The following is a 4,629-nucleotide window of genomic DNA, read 5'->3' as shown; positions in this document are numbered from 1 at the left end:
ATTTTGTTTTGCTGGCATCATCATTAAATGATGTCAAAAATTGTTTTGCGTCAATCAAGCCGAAGCTTGTTGATGCTGTATGTCTTAACGTTTTGCATGTTCAGTTTTCAATGTTCATTGCGCCGTTCGTTTTGGCGACTTTATTATCTTACCAAATCTACTTTTCAATGTCAACAACTTTTTTCAAGTTATTTTTGTGAGATTTAGAAGTAAAATTGGGAACTTGATTACTATACCACCCTGTCAGCACCTTTTACAAGGGCTTTTTAAAAGTAAAATAATTAAAATAATTCTCACCCAATATATAGTCGTATAAATAGAAAGAGACACTACTACTAGTAGTGTCCCATTCTTAATCTCTTTAATCTCTATGACGCATAGTAGGGAATAATAAAACATCGCGAATAGATGGGGAGTTTGTTAATAACATTACCAAACGATCTATTCCAATTCCTAGTCCACCTGTTGGTGGCATTCCATATTCTAATGCCTCTAAGAAATCTTCATCCATTTCATGTGCTTCATCGTTTCCTGCAGCTTTCTCTTCTAATTGCGCTTCAAAGCGATTACGTTGATCGATAGGATCATTTAACTCTGTGAAAGCATTAGCATGCTCACGACGAACAATAAACAGCTCAAAGCGATCTGTAAAACGTCCATCCTCTGGATTTTTCTTCGCAAGTGGAGAAACTTCTACTGGATGTCCATAGATAAATGTTGGTTGTACTAGAGTTTCTTCTACTTTTTGTTCAAAGAATTCATTTAGTACATGTCCCACTTCCATAGAAGGTTTTACTTCTACTCCATGTTCTTTAGCCAAGGCATGAGCTTCTTCTTTCGTCATCTCTTTCCAGAAATCAACTCCTGAAGTCTCTTTGACTGCATCCGCCATATGCCAGCGTCTCCAACCAGGAGCAAGATTGATCTCATCATCTCCATACATAACTGTAGTAGAGCCAAGAACTTCTTGAGCAACATGCGCTACTAGATTTTCTGTTAGATTCATGATGTCTTTATAGTCAGCGTATGCCTCATATAACTCAATCATTGTAAATTCAGGATTATGGCGAGTAGATACACCCTCATTACGGAATACACGGCCTATTTCATAAACCTTTTCTAAACCGCCCACAATTAGACGCTTTAAGTGTAATTCAATTGCAATTCGTAAATAAAGCTCCATATCTAATGCATTGTGATGAGTAATAAACGGACGAGCTGCTGCTCCCCCTGCCACAGTATGTAACAATGGTGTCTCTACTTCTAAATAGCCTTGGCTATCTAGGTAACGACGCATAGATTGAATAATACGGCTTCTAGTGATAAAAGTGTTTTTGCTTTCAGCACTAGTCATTAAATCTAAGTAGCGTTGACGGTAGCGTTGTTCAACATCTTTTAAACCGTGGAACTTCTCTGGCATTGGACGTAAGGATTTAGTTAAGAAGGTAAACTCTGTTGCTTTTACTGACAATTCACCTACCTGAGTTCTAAATACTTTACCTCGAACTCCTACGATGTCACCTAAGTCTGCTGTAGTAAATAGCTCGTAAGCATCTTCACCAATTGCATCTTTTCGTACATAAATCTGAATTTGGCCGCCTAGGTCTTGTATATGCGCAAACCCAGCTTTTCCTTTTCCACGCTTCGTCATGATTCGCCCAGCTATTACTACTTCGTGAGGTGTTTCTTCTAACTGCTCTTTTGTGAACTCTTCAAATTCAGAAACAACTTGGTCACTTAAATGAGTTCTTTCAAACTTTCCGCCAAATGGATCTAATCCTTTTTCTTGTATCGTAGTCATCTTCTGGCGTCTCACCAAAAGTTGATCATTTAATTCTTCCATGTTAGACATTTCCTTCACTCCTTTTACAATCTATTATTCGCAAGTATCCTTTACGTTGCATTTATTGTACACAATTTCAGTGTTTACTTCATCTTTTATTTCTGTCACTGACCTGACGACTAAATAAAAAACGGAAAGAGCCGTCACTTGATGTGACAGCCCACTAAATTAAGCAAGAATTGTGCTAGCCTCATTATATTCCTTTAAAGACTCTTCTGCAAAGAAGCGCAAGTAATCCTTAAGCTCTTGTGCAGTTTCTGTTTGGTTAATCATATTTCTAGCCGTCCCGTTTCCACGGATTCCTTTAAGATACCAAGCTGCATGCTTACGCATTTCCCGGACCGCAATACGCTCTCCCTTAAGAGCAGTTAGACGATCAAAATGCAGTAAACATACGTCAATCTTCTCTTGCGCAGTAGGTTCAGGCTTTAACTGTCCCGTTTCAAGGTATTCTACTGTACGATAAATCATCCACGGATCACCTAATGCTGCTCGTCCGATCATTACACCATCGACGCCTGTTTCATCTAACATACGTTTTGCATCTTGTGGAGTGTTCACGTCCCCATTACCGATGACGGGAATATTAACTGCTTCTTTCACTTGTCGTATTAGATCCCAGTTTGCTTCTCCCTCATACATTTGTACACGAGTACGCCCGTGAACGGCAACGGCTGCTCCACCAGCGCGCTCGACTGCTTGTGCATTTTCTACCATATATAAGTGTTCTTCATCCCAGCCTGTACGCATTTTTACACTTACAGGTTTTTTTACATTATCTACAACTGCAGATACCATCTCATATATCTTGTTAGGGTCTAAGAGCCATCTTGCCCCAGCCTCACATTTTATAATCTTATTCACTGGGCAACCCATGTTAATATCAATAATATCAGCTGAAGTGTGCTGATCAACATATTGCGCTGCAGCTACTAGTGTTTCTTTTTCTCCGCCAAAGATTTGCAAAGACAATGGATTTTCACGTTCATCAATGTAAAGCATGCTTAATGTTCTTTCATTTTTTTGAACAATTCCCTTATCGCTAATCATTTCTGCATAGACAAGTCCCGCTCCAAACTCTTTAACCGTTAGACGGAATGCTGAGTTACAAATACCAGCCATAGGTGCCAAAACCACCCGGTTATCCATTACATGGTTACCAATTTGAAATGGCTTAGTCGGTGCATTTGTCATTTATCTTCACCTGCCTCTATTTCTCCTTTTAGTTCTTCTAGCTATATATCAAGTATGGCAGCAATCTTTTCCAACTGTGCTTCGGTTGGAGCTCGCTTCCCTTGTTCAATTTTCCCAAGTATAGACACAGACATATCCATTTCTTTTGCAAGCTCGACTTGCTTGATCATCTTTAACCTTCGAAATGCACGAATGCGTCGACCCCATCGAACTTTCTCCATAAATGGACGCCCTCTTTCTGGTCATGCACTAAATTCGAAAAAGCTTGTTTTGTCCGCGGATCGATTATATTAGGATTTAACTCCATAAGCGGAACAAGCACGAAGCCTCTTTCTGCCATCCTAGGATGAGGAATAATGAGGTCTTCTGTTTTCATATTTTCTTCATTATACAACAAAATGTCAAGGTCTACTGTTCTTGGACCCCAGCGGACTATTCTCTTTCTCCCTAGTAAGTCCTCTATTTCATTGCATTTTGATAATAATTCATGTGGAGTAAATAAAGTCTTCAGTTCTACAACTATATTTAAAAATGCTGCTTGGTCCACGTAACCGACTGGAGCTGTCTCATAGACCGATGACACCTTCAGAACATCTATCTGTTGTGTCTCCTTCAATAAACCAACTGCTTCTTGTAAAAACTCTAATCGATTTCCTATATTCGATCCTAAGGAAATGTATGCTACGTTCATAATGTACCCCTCGTTATATCAACAGCTACTGAAGTGTAGTGGCCTACTATAGGAGGGTTTGGTTTTACTAGATGTATTCGACATCCACTTACTTTTTCCTTATACTGCTCCAGTATTCGAGAAGCAATTCTTTCCGCAACAGCTTCTATTAACAAATAAGGTTTTCCCTCCACGATTTCCTTACAAAGCTCAAATACCTCAGCATAGTTAACCGTCTCGTCTAAATTATCTGTTTCCCCGGCCTTTTTTAAGTCACAGGCAAGAGTCACCGTTACTTTAAAAATTTGCCCGAGCTTTGTTTCCTCTGGAAGTGCCCCATGAAATCCGTAAAATTCTAAATCATTTAAATGAATATAGTCCATCTGTTAAGCCTCCGCTTTCATCTCAGGTGCTTTGCCTAATAAAGCATCCATCATTTTCGTCATTCTTGCCATCTCCTTGACATCATGAACTCTCACTATGTGACAGCCAAGCTGGACACCATAGCATACTGTTGCTCCAGTACCCTCCACACGTTCGTCCACTGGCAAATTTAATACATTGCCAATCATACGCTTACGGGAAGTAGCCAACAATACTGGGTAGCCCATATCCACGAGGTCAGCTAAATGCTGCATCATTAAAATATTTTGATCATGAGATTTTGCAAATCCTATACCTGGGTCTAACCAAATATTTTCATGAGGTACACCTGCTGTCCTGGCAATATGGATGCTTTCTTCTAAATCCTTCTTCGCCTCTATCCAAAAATCTACATAGTCCTCACCATCTCGATTGTGCATGAGTATAATTGGGACATTGAATTCGGCTGCCACATTGGCAATCTCCGGATCTTTCTTAGCTCCCCAAATATCATTAATGACGTGCGCCCCGGCCTCTATAGCTGCTCTAGCTACAGCTG

Annotated in this window: 6 protein-coding genes; all 6 read right to left on the bottom strand. The window is 39.8% G+C overall.

Annotated features, from left to right (window positions below; all coding sequences use genetic code 11):
* Positions 1-361 precede the first annotated feature (361 nt).
* Positions 362-1,852, bottom strand: a complete 1,491-nt coding sequence (lysS, locus tag AC06OU_RS11030; RefSeq protein ID WP_251557205.1) for a lysine--tRNA ligase — start codon at positions 1,850-1,852, stop codon at positions 362-364.
* Between the two features lie 159 nt (positions 1,853-2,011).
* Positions 2,012-3,037: a tRNA dihydrouridine synthase DusB gene (gene dusB, locus AC06OU_RS11025; protein WP_475855782.1), complete on the bottom strand. Its 1,026-nt coding sequence runs from the start codon at positions 3,035-3,037 to the stop codon at positions 2,012-2,014.
* A 41-nt stretch (positions 3,038-3,078) separates the two neighbouring features.
* Positions 3,079-3,207, bottom strand: coding sequence for a helix-turn-helix domain-containing protein (locus AC06OU_RS11020; protein ID WP_475855780.1), 129 nt, complete (start codon positions 3,205-3,207; stop codon positions 3,079-3,081).
* Between the two features lie 2 nt (positions 3,208-3,209).
* Positions 3,210-3,731, bottom strand: coding sequence for a 2-amino-4-hydroxy-6-hydroxymethyldihydropteridine diphosphokinase (gene folK, locus AC06OU_RS11015; RefSeq protein WP_475855783.1), 522 nt, complete (start codon positions 3,729-3,731; stop codon positions 3,210-3,212).
* The gene (gene folB / locus AC06OU_RS11010; protein ID WP_475855778.1) at positions 3,725-4,090 is read right to left on the bottom strand and encodes a dihydroneopterin aldolase; all 366 of its coding nucleotides are present in this window, start codon (positions 4,088-4,090) and stop codon (positions 3,725-3,727) included. The genes folK and folB overlap by 7 nt, the downstream gene beginning before the upstream one ends.
* Positions 4,091-4,093: 3 nt before the next feature.
* Positions 4,094-4,629: dihydropteroate synthase (gene folP, locus AC06OU_RS11005; RefSeq protein WP_475855776.1), on the bottom strand; the 536-nt coding region annotated here is incomplete at its 5' end.

It is taken from the genome of Psychrobacillus sp., assembly GCF_056205495.1.
This window is presented reverse-complemented; position numbering and strand designations above follow the sequence as displayed.

Coding starts and splice junctions, on each gene's coding strand:
- lysS (WP_251557205.1), bottom strand. CDS start 1,852: ATGTCTAACATGGAAGAATTAAATGATCAACTTTTGGTGAGACGCCAG.
- dusB (WP_475855782.1), bottom strand. CDS start 3,037: ATGACAAATGCACCGACTAAGCCATTTCAAATTGGTAACCATGTAATG.
- AC06OU_RS11020 (WP_475855780.1), bottom strand. CDS start 3,207: ATGATCAAGCAAGTCGAGCTTGCAAAAGAAATGGATATGTCTGTGTCT.
- folB (WP_475855778.1), bottom strand. CDS start 4,090: ATGGACTATATTCATTTAAATGATTTAGAATTTTACGGATTTCATGGG.